Genomic DNA, 16431 nt, shown 5'->3' on the forward strand with positions numbered 1-16431 from the left:
TACAAAACGCACCAGAAGTGAACAGGAGGGCCTTTCGGCCCTCCGCTGGATCAGTCCAGAAGTGCGGCGAGAGAGCCGATGAAATTCAGGATCTCGCCGGTTTCGCGGTCCACCCGCACGACCTCGTCCCCTAGGCGATAATAGGTGCGGTCCGGGTCCAGGCCGTAACGCAGCGGATCGCCCAGGATGACGTAGTCATCCGTGATGTAGTGGCGGTCGCGGTCCGGGGCCTTGACGCCTTTCTTGGCCAGACCGGGCGGCACGCAGGCCGGATCCTTCTTGGCGAGTCCGGGCGGACAGCCTTTGGGCTGGGCCGTGGCGGGCAGGGCCAGTGGCATGGCGGCCAGGACAAGGATGGCAAGCGAGCGGGTTTTCATGGTCGGATCTCCTGTGTCTTTGGAGGGAAATACCGTCCAAAGCCTTCGGGTTCCGACAAAAGTCATGCCCCCGGCAAAGACTTGCCGAGGGTGTCATGTGCCTGTGGTTACTTTCGGGCGCAGGTCTTGATGCCAAGCAGGCTGTAGGGCGGGCAGGATCCCATCGCGGCGGTGGCCAGCATGACCACGCCGACGATCAGGGCAATCCAGGCCCAGGTGCCGCTGAGCCATGCAAAGAAGGCGATCACCAACAGGACGCCCAGAACGGCACGGATGGCGCGATCGGCGGACCCCATGTTTTTCTCGAACATAACGTTTCCCCAGACAAAGGTTCATCTTCGGGTAAGCTATGACTCGGATCGCGAGTCGGGAATATGATTTGGATCAACTGCGCCCGCGGGTCTCGAACCGGGGCAGCATGGCCGAGAAATCGCGGCCCGCGCCGTCCTCTTCCTCGACGAAGCGGCGGTAGAGATCCATCGCGGCCTGGCCCAGCGGCGTATCGGCGTCGACCTCGCTGGCGGCCTGCTGGCTCAGGCGCAGGTCCTTGAGCATCAGGTCGGCGGCGAACCCGGGCTTGTAGTCGTTGTCCGAGGGCGATTGCGGGCCGACGCCCGGGGCGGGGCAATAGGTGGTCATCGACCAGCTCTGTCCCGAGGAGGTCGAGACCACGTCGTACATGGCCTCGCGCGACAGGCCCAGCTTGTCGGCCAGGGCAAAGGCCTCGCAGGTGGCGATCATGGTCACGCCAAGGATCATGTTGTTGCAGATCTTGGCCGCCTGGCCATTGCCCGAGGCGCCGCAATGCACCGCCTTCTGGCCCATGACCTCGAACAGGGGCAGGGCGCGGGCAAAGGCGGCGTCGGAGCCGCCGACCATGAATGTCAGCGTGCCGCCCGCCGCGCCACCGACCCCGCCGGAAACCGGCGCATCCAGCGCCTCGACCCCATGTTCGGCAGCCATATCCGCCGCCGCCCGGGCGGCGGCCACGTCGACGGTGGAGCAATCGAGGTGAATGGCGCCCTTGTCCATGACGGGCAGGATCTCTGTCGCGACGGCCTTGAGGATCGCGCCGTTGGGCAGCATGGTGATGACCACGTCGGCGCCCTGTGCGGCCTCCTGTGCGGTGGCGACGGAGGTGACGCCCTCGGCGGTTGTGCCCGCCACGTCGAAGCCCTTGACCGCATGGCCCGCCTTGGCAAGGTTGGCGGCCATCGGCGCGCCCATGTTGCCCAGTCCGATGAATCCGATCTGCATGGTCCTCTCCCTGAAATCCAGCTTGTCCTTGCCGAGCGGCATCAGCATCTTCGACACGTCCACGAGGGGCACGCTGTCGAGCGCGTGGCGCCAGTTCGGCGATTTGTCCTTGTCGATGATGGCCGCCCGGATGCCTTCAAGGAAGTCCCCCTGGTCCATGATCCGGTGGCTGACCCGGTATTCCATCTCGAGCGCCTTGCGGATGTCGAGGCCGGGGGTGCGCAGACGGTGGATCATTTCCAGCGTGACGGCCATCGACAGCGGCGAATTGCGGGACAGGCGCTTGAGCGCGTCCCGGGCCAGGTCGCTGTCGCTGGCCCGGAGGGTGTTGAGCACGTCGCGCAGGGTCTCGCCGCCGAAAAGCGCGTCGATTTCGGCCTGTGTGGCGGCCAGCGGGCTGTCCGGGGCCTGTGGCGCCTCGCCCAGGGCGGCCACGTCGCCGCTGTCGATCAGCGCCTGTTTCAGAGCGGGCCAGACCGCTTCGGGGTGGAACCGATCGGCAAAGCCCGCGTGGATGGCGTCGCCCGGACCCATGCGCGCGGCGGTGATCCCGAGGTATTCGCCCAACCGCCCCGGTGCGCGGGCCAGCGTGTAGGTGCCGCCGACGTCGGGCACAAAGCCGATGCCGCATTCGGGCATGGACACCTGCGTCGTCTCGCCCACGATCCGGTGCGAGCAATGCCCGCCGATGCCGACACCGCCGCCCATGACAAAGCCGTGCAGGAAGCTGACGATGGGTTTCGGATATTCGGCCAGCTTGGCGTTCATGCGGTATTCGTCGCGCCAGAAGCTGCGCCCGTAGTCGAGGTCGCCCGCCTTGCCGGTCCGGTACATCTCGGCGATGTCGCCGCCGGCGCAGAAGGCGCGGTCGCCTGTCGCGTCGAGGATGATCAGCTTGACGGTGTCGTCACTGGCCCAGGCGTCCAGCGCCTGTTCCGTGGCCAGGCACATGTCCCAGGTCAGCGCGTTCAGCGCCTTGGGACGGGACAGGGTGATGCGGCCGGCCTGGCCTTCGGTGCGGATCTGGATGTCTGACATGTCGGTCCTGGCTGTGAGGGCGGGAGCGAGGGGGCTGTCTGCCCCCTCGCGCTCCCCCGAGAGGTATTTTACCCAAGAAGAAGCAGCGGGGCGGTCAATTGGCCAGCATCTGGCGCGAGACGATCAGGCGCATGATTTCATTGGTGCCTTCGAGGATCTGGTGCACGCGCAGGTCGCGGACGATCTTTTCGACGCCGTAGTCGGCCAGGTAGCCGTAGCCGCCGAACATCTGCAGGCAGCCGTTGGCGACCTCGAAGGCGCTGTCGGTGACCATGAGCTTGGCCATCGCGCAGAATTTCGTCGCGTCGGGGGCGCCGGTGTCGAGCTTCCAGGCGGCCTGGCGCAGGAAGGTGCGGGAGGCCTGGAGCCTGGTCTCGTACTCGGCCAGGCGGAATTGCAGGGCCTGGAACTGGTCGATGGTGCGGCCGAAGGCCTTGCGCTCGGACATGTATTGCAGCGTCAGGTCGAGCGCGTTCTGCGCACCGCCAAGCGCGCTGGCCGAGATATTGAGGCGGCCGCCGTCGAGGCCGGCCATCGCGTAGCTGAATCCGCGGCCTTCCTCGCCGATGAGGTTTTCCGCCGGGACCGGGCAGTCGTCGAACTGGACCTGGGCGGTGGGCGAGGATTTCCAGCCCATCTTGTCCTCGAGCGCGCCGAAGCTGAGGCCCTCGGCCCCGTCCTCGATGTAGAGCGTCGAGATGCCTTTCGGGCCGTCGTCGCCGGTGCGGCACATGGTGACATAGGCATCCGAGTAGCCGCCGCCGGAGATGAAGGCCTTGGTGCCCGTCAGGCGGTAGCCCTCGTTGGTCTTGGTGGCGCGGGTGCGCAGGGCGGCGGCGTCCGAGCCCGAGCCCGGTTCGGTCAGGCAGTAGCTGAGGACCGTTTGCATCGTCAGGACCTTTGGCAGGACCCGGGCCTTGAAGGCGTCGCTGGCGAAGCTGTCGATCATCTTGGCGCACATGTTGTGGATCGACAGGAAGGAGGCGACCGAGGGGCAGGCCATGCTGAGGGCCTCGAAGATCAGCGTCCCGTCGAGACGGGTGAGACCGGCGCCGCCGCTCTCCTCGCTGACGTAGAGCCCGCCGAAGCCCAGTTCGGCGATCTCTGGCCAGAGCTGTTTCGGGATGGTGCCCTCGGCCTCCCACTGGCGGGCAAAGGGGGCGATCCTTTCCTGCCCGAAGGCATAGGCCATGTCGAAGATGGCGGTCTGTTCCTCTGAAAGCGCGAAATCCATTGCGGCCGTCCTCCCCCGGGCTGAAATGAACGCATGTTCAAATTGTCGCCCGAAGGGCCGCGCAATGCAACCATGCACAGCGCAGGACTGCTTTGCATTTCTGCAAAGCGGTGGTGCCGGTCGGTGACCTGTGTTTGCGGTAACTCAGGTGTTGCCGAGGGTCGTGCGGATCACCTCCTCGACCCGGGCCAGGCCGATGTCGTTGTCGAACTTTGCCTCGGCGGTGGCGCGGGCGGCGCGGGTCATCTCTGTGCGGTCGGGCGTGTCGAGGATCTGTGCGATGCGATCGGCAAAGCCGGTTTCGTCCCATTCATCGACCAAAAGGCCGTTCACGCCGTCCTCGACCGCCTCGGGGATGCCGGCGTGGCGTGTCGACAGGGTGATGCAGCCGCAGGCCAGTGCCTCTTGTATGGCGGTGGGCAGGCCCTCGGTGTTGCCGTCCGGGGCGGTGATGGAATGCTGCAGGAAGACCTCTGTGGATTGCAGGTGCTGGCGGACCTGGTCGTGGGGCAGGGCGCCGGTGAAGGCCACCTTGTCCCCCACGCCAAGGGTCTGGGCCAGGGCCTGGCATTCTGCCAGTAGGGGGCCGTCGCCGATGAAGGTCAGATGCGCGTCGCGGGTGGCGGCGGCGCTGGCGAAGGCGCGCAGGGTCACCTGCGGGGCCTTCTTTGTGACCATGCGCCCCACGGCCAGGAAGCTGCCGGGGCGTTTGTCCGCCGGGGTAAAGCGGCGGATGTCGACGCCGGAGGGGACCACATGGGCGTTGTCGTGGCGGATGCCGTGGCGGGCGAGGTTGTCGAGCAGGAATTGTGAGACCGAGAACATGCCAGCGAGGCGCGGCATCATCAGCCGGTAGGAGCGCACCCGCTGCGCCGAACGGAGCATCTTGGAGGCATCGGTGCCGCGCCAGTAGGTGAAGACGGGAATGCCCAGATCATTGCCCAGCTTGGCCATGACCAGCGCCTGGGTGCCGAACTCGGCCAGGATCACCTGCACGCCCTGGTCTTGCAGGAAGCCGGCCAGGCGCTTGCGGTTGTCACCGAAGGGCAGGCGCGAGGTGCCGTGCAGCAGGGCGCCGGAGGCGGCGGCAAAGGGAGCCCGCAGCTTGTCCATCGGGGTCAGGGGGGCGCGGCGGGTGAAAAGGGGTTTGCCCAATGGGTCCTCGCCGTTGGACCGCCCGCAGACCACGCAGGTATCGCCCCCGAACAGGTGGGCGATGTGGCGATTGATGAAGGTCTCGCCCATCACGAAGTAGTCGGAGGTGGCGATGGCGGTTTTCATGGGGCTCTCCACGCTGTTCCGGCCTCGTAGCGCGGGCAGGGCGCGGTGCCAAGGGGATCGTCCCGTCGCGGCCGGTCCGGCGGCAAGAGGCGGCGGCCCCGGGTCCCGATCCTTCGGAAAATCCGAAAGGTCATGTTTGGTTTTCATTATACCCAGCGTGTAATCTATTAACTAACATTTCACAAATCATGCCAGCTGGCAGGTCAATAAGAACGGGAGGGCCGGGGGCGCCGAATGCTCCGGGCCGGGAGAAAGGGAGAGGAAAGATGCACGCAATCACGGCAGAGGCCGACAGCGGCGAGGTGGCGCAGGACGCGCTGCGCCCGGTGACGGAGAAGGAAAAGACCTGGGGCTGGTTCGCGATCTTCAACGTCTGGGCAAACGACATCCAGTCGCTGTTCGGCTATTCGCTGGTGGCCTCGTTGTTCATTTCGTTCGGGGTCAGCGGCTGGACGGCCTTTGCCTCGCTGATCGTGGCGGGGCTGTTCGTGATGTTCCTGGTGAACCTCTCGGGGGCGGCGGGGGAACGCTATGGCATTCCCTACCCGGTCTTTGCCCGCGCCAGCATGGGCACCCAGGGCGCCAAGCTGCCCGCCGTCCTGCGGGCGACGGTGGCGGTCTTCTGGTACGGGGTGCAGGTCTATTTCGCCTCGACGGCGCTGGCGCTACTGATCAAGTCGGTCACCGGGATCACCGGCGGCACCGCCTACCTGGGCCTGACAGAGATCGACTGGCTGTCCTTCGTCCTGGTCTGGGCCTTTCACATCGTGATCTTCTGGCGCGGCATGGACTGGGTCGAAGGCTTCCTGAACTTTGCCGGGCCGTTCGTCTATGCGGTCATGATCGGGCTGGTGATCTACCTGTGGTTCGCCGCTGACGGCAAGCTGTTGTCCGAGGCGCAGACGATCTTTGCCAATCCCGAGGGCACCTGGGCGACCGAGCTGAAGGGCGCCGTGGCGATCTTTGGCACGATGGTGGCCTATTTCGCCGCCGTGATGATCAACTTTTCGGACTTCTCGCGCTATGCCCGGGACAAGAAGGCAATGGTGCGCGGCAACCTGGCGGGTCTGCCGTTCAACATGATCCTCTTTTCGGCGCTGGCCCTGCTGACCACCGCCGGGGCCGCCGTGGTCTATGGCGAGAAGATCATCAACCCGACCGAGATCGTCGACCGCACCGACAGCGTCGTTCTGGGGATCATCGCGGCCATCACCTTCTTTGCCGCGACCGTGGGCATCAACCTGGTGGCCAATTTCATCCCGGCGGTGAACGGCATCGCCAACCTTGCGCCGTCGAAGATCAGCTTTCGCAAGGCGGGGCTCATCACCTCGGGTTTTGCGCTGGTGATCGGCGGGCTCTGGACCAGCTTCATCAGCCAGTTCGGCATCTCGGGCTTCGTCAACACGCTGGGCGCGACGCTGGCACCGCTCTACGGGATCATGATCGTCGATTACTACATGCTGCGGAAGGAAGCGCTGAAGCGCGACGACCTCTACAACGAGCGGGGCGGCATCTACCACTATGGCAACGGCTGGAACGAGCACGCGCTGGTGGCCTTCTGCGTGGCGGCTGTCTTCTCGGTGGCGACGGTCTGGGTGCCGGGGCTGAACGAGCTGGCCGGATACGCCTGGATCATCGGGGCGGTGCTGGGCGGCGGGATCTACCTGGTCCGCGCCAAGGGCAAGGTCGCCGTCTGACCTTTCGGTCGCGGACCCTGCTCCGGCCGCGACCCGCGCGGGACACTCCTCTGCCCGTGCATGGCGCCAGGTTTCGGCCTGGCGCTTTTGCTTTGGCGGGGCCTGAGGGCGTGACCTTGCGTCATCGCCGCCGGATATGCCTAGGTGGGGTCAGTCGAAAGGGGGACTGCGATGTACGACCTGACGCCACTGGATCCCGCGGACGTTGACCCGCAGTTGGCGCCCTTCCTGGAACCCGGAGAACGGGTGCTCTGGCAGGCGCGCCCGGACCCAGCCACCTTTGGGTCGGGCGGATCGACATTTGGCGGTGTTCTGACCGGGGGGCTTGGTCTTGCGATCCTGACCGGGATTTTCGACAGCGTGACGGGCCTGTCGCTGGAAGGTCAGCCGCGTTTGATACCGGGGCTGGCGCTTGTCGGGGTCGGGTTGGTGGCCTTTGTCACGCCCCGGATCAACCGCCGCCGTGTCAGGGTCTACGCGGTCACGGACAGGCGCCTGTTGAGCATCCGGGGGAATGATGTCTACAGGTCGGCCCGGCCCGACGAGATCCGCACTGTCTACACCCGGCGGGGTGCCGTCTGCTGGCGAGAGCTTGGGTTTGGGGACAGGGGCAACTCGCGGTCGGTAGAGGAACGCCATCCCGGTTTTCACGGGGTCGAGGACCCCGAGACGCTGCTTCGCCTGGTTCAGGACTGGCGCGAAGGGTTTTCCCGCCGGGCCGAGGCGGCGGCGACGGACTTCCTTGCGCGGGAGCAGGGAGAGGGGGGTGGGGATGCGGATGGTCAGACCGACGACGGCAGCCAGCGGGTCCGTCATCCCGCCACCGGGCTGACCGTGGATGTTCCGGCGGGCTGGCCCGTGACCGTGCGCCAGGACTATGACGGTCCGCTGGTCGTCTTCGGGGTCACGCTTTTGAAACGGATCATCCGGCCCGGGCCGGAACGGACGCTGGGCAGCGGAGGGGACTGGAACCTGATGATGGCGCGCGGCGGACCGGATGCCGGTGTCGGCATGAAGATCCTCGATGGTCCGATTCCGCAAAGCTACGAGGAGGTGCTGAACGATCCCTGGTCGCGGCGGTTCAAGCTGAAACTGCTGCAGTCCAACCCGGAGGTGGTGGTCGGGCCTTTTCGGGGCTTCTCTGTCGTGCGGCAGATGCCGAAAGGGGCCAACCTGCAGATGTTCGGCCAGGTGGCGGCCCCGGTTGCGGTGCGGCAGATTTGGCTGGCGCGCGGCGACATGCACATCCAGTTCATGGGTATCGCGCGGCTGGACCAGCACGACGTGCAAAGCGCCGTGGATGCGGTGGTCAAATCCCTGCGCGTGACCTGACCGGGCCTCACAGGTCGGCGTGGAATTCCTCGATCAGGTGGTGCACGACCGCGCGCATCTGGCCCTCGTGGTCGGCGCCCGCGTCCCGCGCGACGGCCAGCGCGGCGCGCTGGCGGTCGGCCGAGGTGCCCTCGGCGGCGATCTCGCGGGCGCGGGCCAGTTCCGTCAGGCATTTCAGCTCGGCGGCGTCCTCCTGCAGCAGCTCCATCAGTTCCTCGACCAGTTGCGGGAAGGGAACCACCTGCGCCGCCCCGAAATCGATCAGTCCCTCGGAGACGCCATAGCGTTGTGCGCGCCAGCGGTTCTCGCCGATCAGGAACCGGTCATACAGGCGCCAGCGCTGATTGCGCACGCGCAGCCGCCAGAGCATCCGCATCAGGCATTGCACCAGCGCCGCCAGCGTCAGCGCATGTTCCATGCGCGGCTGCACGTCCATGATGCGCGCCTCGAGCGTGGGGAAATTGGACGAAGGGCGCAGGTCCCACCAGATGCGGCTGCGGTCCTCGATCACGCCGGTCTCGATCAGCACCTCTGTCGAGCGGTGATAGTCCTGCCAACTGTCGAACTGCGGCGGCAGGCCGGTGCGCGGCAGGTTGTCGAAGACCGAGATGCGGTAGCTGGCCAGCTTGGTGTCCTCGCCCTGCCAGAAGGGCGAGGAGGCCGAGAGCGCTAGCAGGTGCGGGAGAAAGTAGCTGGTCTGCGCCAGCAGGTCGGCGCGCAGCGGGTCGTCCTCCAGCCCGACGTGCACATGCATCCCACAGATCAGCATCCGCCGCACCACGCTGCCCAGGGCGCGGTCCAGGTCGTTGTAGCGTTCCTTGTCGGTGTGGTGCTGTTTCTTCCAGTCCGCCAGCGGGTGACAGGAGGCGGCGATGGGCGACAAGCCATAGCTGGCTGCGTGGCGCGACACGGCCTCGCGCAGGCGGCGCAGCTCCTCCCGGGCCTCGGCGACGCCGGCACAGGGGCGGGTTCCGATCTCGATCTGGCATTGCAGGAACTCGGGGCTGACCTGGCCTTCAAGCTCGGCGGCGCAGGCCTCCATCAACCCGTCGGGCGCCTCGACCAGCGCACAGGTCTCGCGGTCGACCAGCAGGTATTCCTCTTCGATGCCGATGCTGAACGGTGGCTCGGTCATGTTCCCCCCTGGGTTTTTTCGAAGGAAAGCAGAGCGCCGGAGCAAAGGAAAGGGGGCAATATGCGCGGATCAGCCAGCTGCCACCCTGGGCCGCAGCGCCTGGTCCAGCGCGTAGAAATCCGCTTCGGGCTGCCCGGCAAGGGCAAGAGCCTCACCCTCGTCGCGCAGGATCTGGAACCGCAGCCTGGACACCGGCTCCACCACCTGCTGCATGATCCGGGCCATGCCGAAGATCAGGTCGCGGGGGGCGTAGATGATGCTGCTGGCCTCCTCCGGAAAGCTGCGCAAAAAGGGCATCGCCCGTTGCACCCCGCCAACGATGCCAAGGAAATCCGCATCCACCGCGCCAACGTCCTGGGCGTCGGTGAGCATCACATAAGATGGATCGAACCGGGGGTTCCGGACGTAATCGGAAAACGACCCGAGGGTCTGCGCAACGTCGATCGTGCCGGTCATGTGGAAATGAGCGAGACCGCGGTCCGGATGAATCGAGTATGAAATCGGCATTATCACGGTTCCGGCATGCATGTTTTCAGGCTGGCGACCTGTTCCGGGTCCGGCCCACTGACAAGAGGGCATGATGCCCCAAGGATCATGAAAGAGTTCATTCCAGCCCAAGGGGTTACTGAACACTATCCTTACGGTTGAGCGTGGCATGCCAATGGGAGAGCTGTCAACGATTAGAGAAAGCTTTATACTTTTGGACGATGCCGCAAAGAAACAGGGCGCACCTTTTTCAGGCACGCCCTGCGAGATGGTCTGGACTGGGGATCAGTCCATCGCCTTGAAGTTGAACTCGCCGCCTTCCTTGATGCCCGAGAACCAGCGCGCCGTGACGGTCTTGGTCTTGGTGTAGAAACGGAAGGCGTCGGGGCCGTACTGGTTGAGGTCGCCGAAGGCCGATTTCTTCCAGCCGCCAAAGGTGTGGTACGAGAGAGGCACCGGGATCGGGAAGTTGATGCCGACCATGCCGACGTTCACCCGGTGGGCAAAGTCGCGCGCGGTGTCGCCGTCGGCGGTGTAGATCGCGGTGCCGTTGCCATAGGGGTTGTCGATCACCAGGTTCAGCGCATCCTCGTAGCTGTCGGCGCGAACGGTCGACAGGACGGGGCCAAAGATCTCTTCGCGGTAGATCTCCATGTCCGGGGTCACGTCGTCGAACAGCGACGGGCCGACGAAAAAGCCGTTCTCGTAGCCCTGCATCTGGAAACCGCGGCCATCGACCACCAGCTTGGCGCCCTGGTTCACGCCGCTGTCGATCAGGCCCTCGATTCGCGACTTGGCCTGCGCGGTGATGACGGGGCCATAATCGACCTCGTCCTCGGAGGTATAGGGGCCGACCTTCAGCTTTTCGATGCGGGGCACAAGGCGTTCGATCAGTCCGTCGGCGGTTTCCTTGCCGACCGGAACCGCGACCGAGATCGCCATGCAGCGTTCGCCCGCAGCGCCGTAGCCCGCGCCGACCAGCGCATCGGCGGCCTTGTCGAGGTCGGCATCGGGCATGATGATCATGTGGTTCTTGGCGCCGCCGAAACACTGGGCGCGCTTGCCGTTGTTGGCGGCACGGCCATAGATGTACTGCGCGATGGGTGTCGAGCCGACAAAGCCCACGGCGGCGATATCCTCGTTGTCGAGGATCGCGTCGACCACTTCCTTGTCACCGTTCACGACCTGCAGGACGCCGTCGGGAAGGCCCGCTTCCTGGATCAGCTCGGCCAGGCGCAGCGCGGTGGAGGGCACGCGCTCCGACGGTTTGAGGATCATGGCGTTGCCGCAGGCCAACGCCGGGGCCATCTTCCACAGCGGGATCATGGCGGGGAAGTTGAACGGCGTGATGCCGGCGACCACGCCCAGCGGTTGGCGCATGGAATAGAGGTCGATGCCCGGGCCGCCATCGTCGGTGAACTCACCTTTCAGCATGTTGGGCGCGCCCATGCAGACCTCGACCACCTCGAGACCGCGCTGCACGTCACCGCGTGCGTCGGGCAGGGTCTTGCCGTGCTCGCGGCTGACCAGCTCGGCCAGTTCGTCCATGTGCTCGTTGATGAGCTGGCCGAATTTCATCATCACGCGGGCGCGGCGCTGCGGGTTGGTGGCACCCCAGGCCTTCTGCGCTTCCTTGGCCTTGGCGACGGCCTCGTTCAGTTCGTCCACGGAGGACAGCGGGGTCTTGGCCTGCACCTCGCCGGTGGCGGGGTTGTAGACATCCGAAAAGCGGCCCGAGCCGCTCTTGACGTGCTGGCCGTTGATCCAGTTGGTGAGTTCGGTCATCGGAATCCTCCTTGTTCCCTTGGCGCGGACTGTACTCTTGCAAAAATGAGCTGAACAGACAGAATGCGGCAAAAGCGTTTTGCGTTTTTGCAAAGGTGGATGATGGACAACTGGGATGACCTGCGGATCTTCCTTGCCGTGGCGCGGGACGAAAGCCTGTCGGCGGCGGGGCGGCGCCTGCGCATGGATGCGGCGACGGTGGGGCGCCGGGTGGCGCGGCTGGAGGAATCGTTGGGGGCGCCGCTCTTTGCCAAGTCCCCGCAGGGTTATGCGTTGACAGAGGCGGGCACGCGGCTGGTGCGCTTCGCCGAAGAGGCGGAACAGGCGGCGTCGCAGGCCTCGGAGGCGTTGGTCGGCCGGGCAGAGGGGTTATCGGGGCAGATCCGCATCGGGGCGCCGGACGGTTGCGCCAATTTCCTGTTGCCACAAGTCTGTGCGCGCATCGCTGCGGCGAACCCGGACCTGGACGTGCAGATCGTCGCGCTGCCTCGGGTGGTGAACCTTTCCCGGCGCGAGGCGGACATGGCGATTGCCGTCTCTCCACCCTCTGCCGGGCGACTGGTCGTGCAGAAAATCACCGACTATCGCCTGCATCTTGCAGCAAGCGCCGAGTATCTTGCGCAAAACGACCCCGTGAGACGCCCCGAGGACCTGCGTGGCCACAGGATCGTCGGCTATATTCCCGACATGATCTTCGACAAGGAGCTGGACTACCTTGGCGAACTTGGGCTGGACCGGGTGCCGCTGGCCTCGAACTCTGTCGCGGTCCAGTTCCATTGGCTGCGGCAGGGGGCGGGGCTGGGCATCGTGCATGATTTCGCCATGCCGACGGCGCCGGGGATGCGCTTTGTCCTGCGTGACGTGATCTCGCTGACCCGCAGTTTCTACCTCGTGCGCCATGCCGACGACCGCCGTCTTGAACGCCAGACCCGTTTTGCCGAGGCCCTGGTGGCCGGCATGCGCGAGGAACTGGCGCGTCTGGAGGCACTGGCAGATCGCGCCGAGACAGGCTGAGCCGGGACGGCGCTCGCCGGTGGCTTAAGACTTTCAGCCACTTGACAGGTTATGTCCGCCCGCGTCACGCTGTCGCATAGGGTATCATGCAAGGAGGTTCGACGATGCAGGTCCACCAGATCCTGAAGAGCAAGGGCACGGACGGGGTTTTCACCGTCAAGCCGGACACCAAGGTGGCCGATGCCGCGCGGATCCTGGCCGAGAAACGCATCGGTACGGTCGTGGTCTCGAAGGATGGCTCGACCGCGATGGGAATCCTGTCGGAACGCGACATCGTGCGTGAACTCGCGGCCCACGGCGGCGGCTGTCTCGACGCCAGTGTCGACACCTACATGACCCCTGATCCGATCACCTGCACGCGCGACGACCGGGCCGACGCGATCCTGGCCAGGATGACCGAGGGCCGGTTTCGCCACATGCCCGTGGTCGAGGACGGCAAGATGGTCGGGCTGGTCACGCTGGGCGACGTCGTCAAGGCGCGCCTGACGGAACTGGCCGCGGAAAAGGACGCGCTGGAGGGGATGATCTCGAACCCCTGGTGAGGGATTTCGCCCCAGATGGCGGTTCCGGGTTGCATTCGCACGCGCAATATTGTTGCGTGCGAACCGACGTACCACAAGGGAAACAGCCATGCGCGTTGGTCTTTACCCCGGAACCTTCGACCCCATCACGCATGGGCATATCGACATCATCCGGCGCGGCGCCCTGCTGGTCGACCGCTTGGTGATCGGTGTCGCCATCAACCGTGACAAGGGCCCGCTGTTCTCGCTCGAAGAGCGGGTGGCGATGATCGAATCGGAATGCAGCCTCCTCTCGGAAGAGACGGGCACGGAAATCATTGCCCATCCCTTCGAGAACCTGCTGATCGACTGCGCCCATGACGTTGGCGCACAGTTGATCATTCGCGGTCTGCGCGCCGTGGCGGATTTCGAGTATGAATTCCAGATGGTCGGCATGAACCGGGCGCTGGACGACAGTGTCGAGACGGTGTTCCTGATGGCCGAGGCGCGGCATCAGGCGATCGCCTCGAAACTGGTCAAGGAAATCGCTCGGCTGGGGGGGGACGTGTCGAAATTCGTCAGCCCCGAGGTCAAGACGGCGCTGGATAACCGGTTCAAGGCGGGTTGATCTGCGTCATTTGGCGCGGTCACGTGGGGGCGTATTCCTGTTCGTATCACGCGGAACAGGAGGGATCGAATGCGCAAACCCGTGTTGGGCGCGACGGCACTGGCAATCTGGGCGGCTGGGCTTGCGATTGCCGGCCCGGTGACTGAATTCGAAACGGAATTCCGGGCCGTCTACGCCGACTATCGCAAGGCCTTGTTCATGACCAACAGCGGCAACCGTGACGGGTCTGCCGCGAGCCTCGGGGCCTTTGGCACCGGATGGGCGGCATTGACAGCGGACCATGCCACAAATCCGCCCCCACAGTATGCAGACGATCCGCAGTGGGCCGATATGCTGCGCCAGGTCGACGCGCTGCTGGCCAGTGCGGGGTCACAAGTGGCCGAGGGCGATCTGGCCGAGGCGCATGAAACGCTGGAAGGGGTGCGGGAGGTCTTTTCCCGATTGCATCTGCGCAACGGCATTCAGACCTTCTCGGACCGGATGAACGCCTATCATGCCCGGATGGAACATGTCCTGGCCATCGATCCGGACAGCCTCACAGAGGCGGACCTGCCAAGGATGGCCGGAGAGGCAGCGGTGCTGTCCTACCTCGCGGGCGAAGTGGCGGGTCATCCCCCGGCAGAAGCTGTTGAAAACGAGGAGTTTTCAAAGCTTGTCAGCGGGTTTCGCGCCTCGGTTCAGACGCTGGAGGATGCCGCCCAGGCCGGAGACTTGGAGGCGCTGCGCAAGGCGCTGACCGGGTTGAAAAAGCCCTATTCTATGCTGTTCCTGAAGTTCGGCTGAACAGTCGTCAGCCCGAGCGCAAAGGATTACGCCTCGGATCGGCTGCGGGGCCTTGGCGGTCATATCCCCCGCGCAAGACAAAGGCGCCGGCCCATTGCCAGGCGCGGCGCCTTTTCACAACCACCGATTAACGGGGGTCAGCCGTAGACGGCCTCATGCGCGATGCGGCGGATCTCCGAGGGCGCGATGTCAAGGTCGCGGGCGACGGAGGCGTCAAGGGCGCTGAGTTCGCGCACGGTGGCACGGTACTTGGCGCGTTTCTGCATCGAGCTGCGGAGTTCTGTGAAAACACTCATGGGTCTGTGTCCTGTGTCTGCGTTTCTGTTGTCGCAAACATAGGCATGCTGCGGCGCAGCACAATTGACGGTTCCGGAAAGGCGCCTTGCATTTCCTGCAGGGCTTGGCGCGAGGCTACCGGCTTCTTCTTGGTGAAAATACCCCCGGGGGGTCTGGGGGGCAGCGCCCCCCAGCCGGTCGGATCGCGAAAGCGATCCGAAACCGGATCACCCAAACGCAAAGGGCCGCCCAAAGGCGGCCCCGAACCCCGTGACGGCGTCATGCGCCCTGTCAGATGAGCTTGCCCATCGCGACGGCGGTGTCGGCCATGCGGTTGGAAAAGCCCCATTCATTGTCATACCAGCTCAGGATGCGGCACATGTTGCCGTCCATGACCTTGGTCTGATCCGTGTGAAAGATCGAGGACTGCGGGTCGTGGTTGAAATCCATCGAGACCAGCTTGCGGTCGGTATAGCCCAGCACACCCTTCAGCGGGCCGTCGGCGGCGGCACGGATGGCGTCGTTGATTTCCTCGACGCTGGTGTCGCGCGCGGCCTCGAAGGTCAGGTCGACGACCGAGACATTGGGCGTGGGCACACGGATCGCCACGCCGTCCAGTTTGCCCGCCAGTTCCGGCAGCACCAGGCCCACGGCCTTGGCCGCGCCGGTCGAGGTGGGGATCATCGACATGGCCGCGGCGCGGGCGCGGTAGAGATCCTTGTGCATCGTGTCCAGCGTCGGCTGGTCACCGGTGTAGCTGTGCACGGTGGTCATGAAGCCGCGCTTGATGCCGATGGTGTCGTTCAGCACCTTGGCCACCGGCGACAGGCAGTTGGTGGTGCAGGAGGCATTGGAGACGATCAGGTCTTCGGCGGTCAGCGTGTCGTGGTTGACGCCGTAGACGATTGTCTTGTCCGCGTCCTTGCCGGGGGCCGAGATCAGCACGCGGCTGGCGCCGTTGTCCAGGTGCGCCTGGCAGGCTTCTTTCGAGGTGAAAATGCCGGTGCATTCCATCACCACGTCCACGTCCGACCAAGGCAGATCGGCGGGGTTGCGGATGGCGGTCACGCGGATCGGGCCACGGCCCACGTCGATGCTGTCTTCGGTATGCGTGACCTCGACCGGGAACCGGCCGTGCACGCTGTCGAATTGCAGCAGATGGGCATTGGTTTCGACCGGGCCGAGATCGTTGATCGCGATCACCTCGATATCGGTCCGGCCGGACTCGATGATCGCGCGCAATACGTTGCGGCCGATGCGGCCAAAGCCATTGATGGCGACTTTAACACTCATGGGGCGTGTCCCTTTGTGGCTTGCGGGCAGGGCGGGGACGGTGCGTCAATCGCTCCGTCCAGCGTTTCGTTACCGCTAACAATCACCTGCGAGCGAAAAAGTCAACCTCGCTTCCCGTCGGGACGGGAGGGCGCGCCGCCTAGCGCCAGAAAGCCAGCCAGTCGAGGAGAACGAAGAGCTTGCGCCCGAGGAACAGCAGGTTGTCGCCTTTGTTGAGCTGGAGATCGGCGACGATGGCCGCGATGACGGCCAGGCCAAGGAGGATCGCAAGCCGGTTGGTCATGGCGGGGCCTTTGCATTTGGTCTTTGCCCTTG

General features: G+C 65.2%; 17 protein-coding genes. 6 read left to right on the plus strand and 11 right to left on the minus strand.

Annotated elements, in window-relative coordinates; genetic code table 11:
• Positions 1-50 precede the first annotated feature (50 nt).
• From BLQ71_RS01160 to BLQ71_RS01180, 5 genes are all read right to left on the minus strand, one after another.
• Positions 51-377, minus strand: a complete 327-nt coding sequence (locus tag BLQ71_RS01160; RefSeq protein WP_074620415.1) for a hypothetical protein — start codon at positions 375-377, stop codon at positions 51-53.
• A 107-nt stretch (positions 378-484) separates the two neighbouring features.
• On the minus strand, positions 485-688 hold the full coding sequence (locus BLQ71_RS01165) for a YgaP family membrane protein (RefSeq protein ID WP_043139583.1): 204 nt from the start codon (positions 686-688) through the stop codon (positions 485-487).
• A 73-nt stretch (positions 689-761) separates the two neighbouring features.
• Positions 762-2672, minus strand: a complete 1911-nt coding sequence (gene mmsB, locus BLQ71_RS01170; protein WP_074620416.1) for a 3-hydroxyisobutyrate dehydrogenase — start codon at positions 2670-2672, stop codon at positions 762-764.
• A gap of 94 nt (positions 2673-2766) precedes the next feature.
• Positions 2767-3906: an acyl-CoA dehydrogenase family protein gene (locus tag BLQ71_RS01175; protein ID WP_074620417.1), complete on the minus strand. Its 1140-nt coding sequence runs from the start codon at positions 3904-3906 to the stop codon at positions 2767-2769.
• A gap of 144 nt (positions 3907-4050) precedes the next feature.
• A complete protein-coding gene (locus BLQ71_RS01180) occupies positions 4051-5187 on the minus strand; it encodes a glycosyltransferase (RefSeq protein ID WP_074620418.1) in 1137 nt (378 codons plus the stop codon).
• 266 nt (positions 5188-5453) lie between these two features.
• On the opposite strand from BLQ71_RS01180, the gene BLQ71_RS01185 reads away from it, so the two are divergent.
• Both BLQ71_RS01185 and BLQ71_RS01190 read left to right on the plus strand, forming a co-directional pair.
• Positions 5454-6884, plus strand: a complete 1431-nt coding sequence (locus tag BLQ71_RS01185) for an NCS1 family nucleobase:cation symporter-1 (protein ID WP_043139578.1) — start codon at positions 5454-5456, stop codon at positions 6882-6884.
• A gap of 171 nt (positions 6885-7055) precedes the next feature.
• Complete coding sequence (locus BLQ71_RS01190) at positions 7056-8216, plus strand: hypothetical protein (RefSeq protein ID WP_074620419.1); 1161 nt, start codon at positions 7056-7058, stop codon at positions 8214-8216.
• Positions 8217-8223: 7 nt separating this feature from the next.
• Here BLQ71_RS01190 and BLQ71_RS01195 read toward each other — a convergent pair whose 3' ends face one another.
• The 3 genes from BLQ71_RS01195 to BLQ71_RS01205 all read right to left on the minus strand — a co-directional run bounded on the left by BLQ71_RS01195 (position 8224) and on the right by BLQ71_RS01205 (position 11622).
• Entirely contained in the window at positions 8224-9351 is a 1128-nt protein-coding gene (locus BLQ71_RS01195; RefSeq protein ID WP_074620420.1) for a carboxylate-amine ligase, read from the minus strand.
• A gap of 69 nt (positions 9352-9420) precedes the next feature.
• The gene (locus tag BLQ71_RS01200) at positions 9421-9858 is read right to left on the minus strand and encodes a hypothetical protein (RefSeq protein ID WP_088669062.1); all 438 of its coding nucleotides are present in this window, start codon (positions 9856-9858) and stop codon (positions 9421-9423) included.
• Between the two features lie 264 nt (positions 9859-10122).
• A complete protein-coding gene (locus tag BLQ71_RS01205; RefSeq protein WP_074620421.1) occupies positions 10123-11622 on the minus strand; it encodes a CoA-acylating methylmalonate-semialdehyde dehydrogenase in 1500 nt (499 codons plus the stop codon).
• A 99-nt stretch (positions 11623-11721) separates the two neighbouring features.
• Here BLQ71_RS01205 and BLQ71_RS01210 point away from each other — a divergent pair, with 99 nt between their 5' ends.
• The 4 genes from BLQ71_RS01210 (at position 11722) to BLQ71_RS01225 (ending at position 14547) form a co-directional block, all read left to right on the plus strand.
• Entirely contained in the window at positions 11722-12636 is a 915-nt protein-coding gene (locus BLQ71_RS01210; protein ID WP_074620671.1) for a LysR family transcriptional regulator, read from the plus strand.
• Positions 12637-12740: 104 nt separating this feature from the next.
• Positions 12741-13178, plus strand: coding sequence for a CBS domain-containing protein (locus BLQ71_RS01215; RefSeq protein ID WP_043139566.1), 438 nt, complete (start codon positions 12741-12743; stop codon positions 13176-13178).
• An 88-nt stretch (positions 13179-13266) separates the two neighbouring features.
• Positions 13267-13764, plus strand: a complete 498-nt coding sequence (gene coaD, locus BLQ71_RS01220; RefSeq protein WP_043139564.1) for a pantetheine-phosphate adenylyltransferase — start codon at positions 13267-13269, stop codon at positions 13762-13764.
• 69 nt (positions 13765-13833) lie between these two features.
• On the plus strand, positions 13834-14547 hold the full coding sequence (locus BLQ71_RS01225) for a hypothetical protein (RefSeq protein ID WP_069211447.1): 714 nt from the start codon (positions 13834-13836) through the stop codon (positions 14545-14547).
• 137 nt (positions 14548-14684) lie between these two features.
• On the opposite strand, the gene BLQ71_RS25865 is transcribed toward BLQ71_RS01225, so the two are convergent.
• From BLQ71_RS25865 to BLQ71_RS01235, 3 genes are all read right to left on the minus strand, one after another.
• Positions 14685-14843 carry a YjiS-like domain-containing protein gene (locus tag BLQ71_RS25865; RefSeq protein ID WP_121494987.1) on the minus strand — a complete coding sequence of 53 codons (159 nt, stop codon included), beginning with the start codon at positions 14841-14843 and terminating at the stop codon, positions 14685-14687.
• 271 nt (positions 14844-15114) lie between these two features.
• Complete coding sequence (gap, locus tag BLQ71_RS01230) at positions 15115-16116, minus strand: type I glyceraldehyde-3-phosphate dehydrogenase (protein WP_074620422.1); 1002 nt, start codon at positions 16114-16116, stop codon at positions 15115-15117.
• 139 nt (positions 16117-16255) lie between these two features.
• On the minus strand, positions 16256-16399 hold the full coding sequence (locus BLQ71_RS01235) for a glyceraldehyde-3-phosphate dehydrogenase (RefSeq protein WP_074620423.1): 144 nt from the start codon (positions 16397-16399) through the stop codon (positions 16256-16258).
• Between the last annotated feature and the right edge of the window lie 32 nt (positions 16400-16431).

This window comes from Antarctobacter albus, assembly GCF_900101505.1.
In the GTDB taxonomy this organism is placed as follows: Bacteria; Pseudomonadota; Alphaproteobacteria; order Rhodobacterales; family Rhodobacteraceae; genus Antarctobacter; species Antarctobacter albus.